General features: G+C 72.5%; 2 protein-coding genes. Both read left to right on the top strand.

The features are described from left to right. Positions 1–906 (top strand): RecB family exonuclease (locus A612_RS09805; RefSeq protein WP_019374320.1); only part of this gene is annotated, 906 nt, incomplete at its 5' end. Further along, on the top strand, positions 903–2,455 hold a 1,553-nt coding region (locus A612_RS09810; protein ID WP_019374321.1), incomplete at its 3' end, for a UvrD-helicase domain-containing protein. The genes A612_RS09805 and A612_RS09810, both read left to right, overlap by 4 nt.

A 2,455-nucleotide genomic window follows, 5' to 3' on the forward strand; every position in this document is an offset into this window, starting at 1 on the left:
CTGCTGGCCAGCCCGCTGCTGCAGCAGCTCACGTTGCGCGGTCTGGCCGTGCCGGGGCAGGATGCCTGCCTGCAGCGCGAGGTGCTGCCCGCCCCGGTGGCGCGGCCGCAGGTGGTGGGGAGTGCCTTGCCTGTGCGGAGCCTGTCCGCCTCGGCCTACGAGGACCTGCGCAAGTGCCCGTACCGCTTCTTCGCGCTGCGCCAGCTGGGACTGCGCGCGCAGGACGAGCTCGATGCCGAGGCCGACAAGCGCAGCTTCGGCAGTTGGCTGCACCGGGCGCTGCAGCACTTCCACGAGGCGCTGCAGCGGGAGCCGCACGGGCCGCGCGCTGCCCTGCTGGACGCCGCTGCCGAGCGGGCCATGCGCGAGCTGCGCTTGGGCGAGGGCGACTTCCTGCCGTTTGCCAGCGGCTGGCCCGCGGTGCGGGACGCGTACCTGCAGTGGCTCGCCAAGCACGAAGACGGCGGCGGGTCCTTCGGGCAGGCGGAGCTGCGCCTGCGCCGCCCACTGGCGGGCGTGGAGCTGGTGGGCTCCATCGACCGGGTGGACGCCACCGGCGACGCCGGCGGCCGCGCGCAGCTGCTCATCGACTACAAGACCGAGGATGCCCAAGTCACGCGCCGGCGGATCGGCGCCGGCTGCGAGGACACGCAGCTGGCCTTCTACGCCGCCCTGGTCGAGGCCGAGGGCCCGCTGGAGGCGGCCTACCTGAATGTCAGCGAGCGCGGCGAGGTGGTGCTGCAGCCGCAGCCGGACGTGCTGGCGCTGCGCGAGCAGCTGCTGCGCGGCATTGCGCACGACCTGCAGCGCATCGCGCAGGGCGTCGCGCTGCAGGCGCTGGGCGAGGGCCGAAGCTGCGCGCACTGCGACGCACGCGGCCTGTGTCGCAAGGATTTCTGGCAATGAGCGAAGCCGCCTACGAGCACAACGGCCGCCCCGTCTCGCGCGAGGCGTTCTACGCCATCGCCTGCGACCCGGCGCGCAGCGTGGCGGTGGAAGCCTGCGCCGGTGCGGGCAAGACCTGGATGCTGGTGTCGCGCATCCTGCGCGCGCTGCTGGAGGGCAGTGCGCCGCACGAGATCCTGGCGATCACCTTCACCAAGAAGGCCGCCGGCGAGATGCGCCAGCGGCTGCAGGAGTTGCTGCAGGAATTCGCGCAGCGCGAGCCCCAGACGCTCGTGGCCGAGCTCGTGGCGCGTGGCATGGACGCGCAGCAGGCGCGCGAGCGCAGTGCGCGGCTGCAGGGGCTTTACCTGCAGGTGCTGGCCGCCGGGCGGCAGGTACAGATCCGCACCTTCCACAGCTGGTTTGCCGCCCTGCTGTCGACGGCGCCGCTGTCGGTGCTGCAGGCGCTGGGCCTGCCGGCGCGCTACCAGCTCCTGGAAGAAGATGACCAGGCGGTGGCCCAGGTGTGGCGGCCCTTTCAGCATGCGGTGGCGCAGGACGAGGCGTTGCGCGCCGACTACCAGGCCTGCATCGCCGCCCATGGCCGGCACCAGACGCACAAGGCGCTGGAGGCTGCATTGGACAAGCGCATCGAATTCACCCTGGCCGACCAGGCCGGCGTGGTCGATGCCTCCGTGCTGCCGTTCGGCAAGGCCTTTGCGGCGTTGGCTGGTCTGGGCGCGCCGTGCGAGGCGCTGCGCGGCGAGGCGGCCAGCGCCCGCTGGCACGCCCGCGCCAGGGCGCTGGCCGCCGAGAAGAACAAGACACCCAGGAAGGCCGCCCAGAGCGTGGTCGACGCCTTCCTGATGGAGGACCTGGAGCAGCGCCTGACGAGCCTGCGCAACACTTTTTTCGTCGCCACCGAAGACCGGCTCACGGCCCATCTGCAGGCCTATGCCGCAGCCCAGGAGGCCGAAGCCGAGCTGCAGGAGTTGTGCGCGGCCCGGCAGCAGCACGCCGCCTGGCTGCACCAGCAGCGCATGGCGCGGCTCGCGCGCCGGCTGATCGAGTGCTACGCGCAGCTCAAGCGCGAGCGCGGCTGGGTGGACATGAACGACGTGGAGCGCACGGCGCTGGTGCTGCTGGCCGACCCGGTGCTCTCCGGCTGGGTGCACGAGCGCCTGGATGCGCGCGTGCGCCACCTGCTGATCGACGAGTTCCAGGACACCAACCCGCTGCAGTGGCAGGCCCTGCACGCCTGGCTGTCGGGCTATGCCGGGGCCGGCGGAGGCGTTGCCGCGCCCAGCGTGTTCATCGTCGGCGACCCCAAGCAAAGCATCTACCGCTTCCGGCGGGCCGAGCCGCAGGTGTTCCGTGCCGCCCAGGACTTCGTGCGCCAGGCGCTGGGGGGCGATCTCCTGGCCTGCGACCACACGCGGCGCAATGCCGGCGCCGTCATCGGCTGCGTGAACGCCGTGATGCAGGCGGCGCAGGAGGAGGGCGGCTACCGCGGCTTTCGGGTCCATACCACCGAGTCGAAGATCCCCGGGCGGCTGGAGCGGCTGGGGGG

This window comes from Melaminivora alkalimesophila (assembly GCF_000282995.1).
Lineage (GTDB): Bacteria > Pseudomonadota > Gammaproteobacteria > Burkholderiales > Burkholderiaceae_C > Melaminivora > Melaminivora alkalimesophila.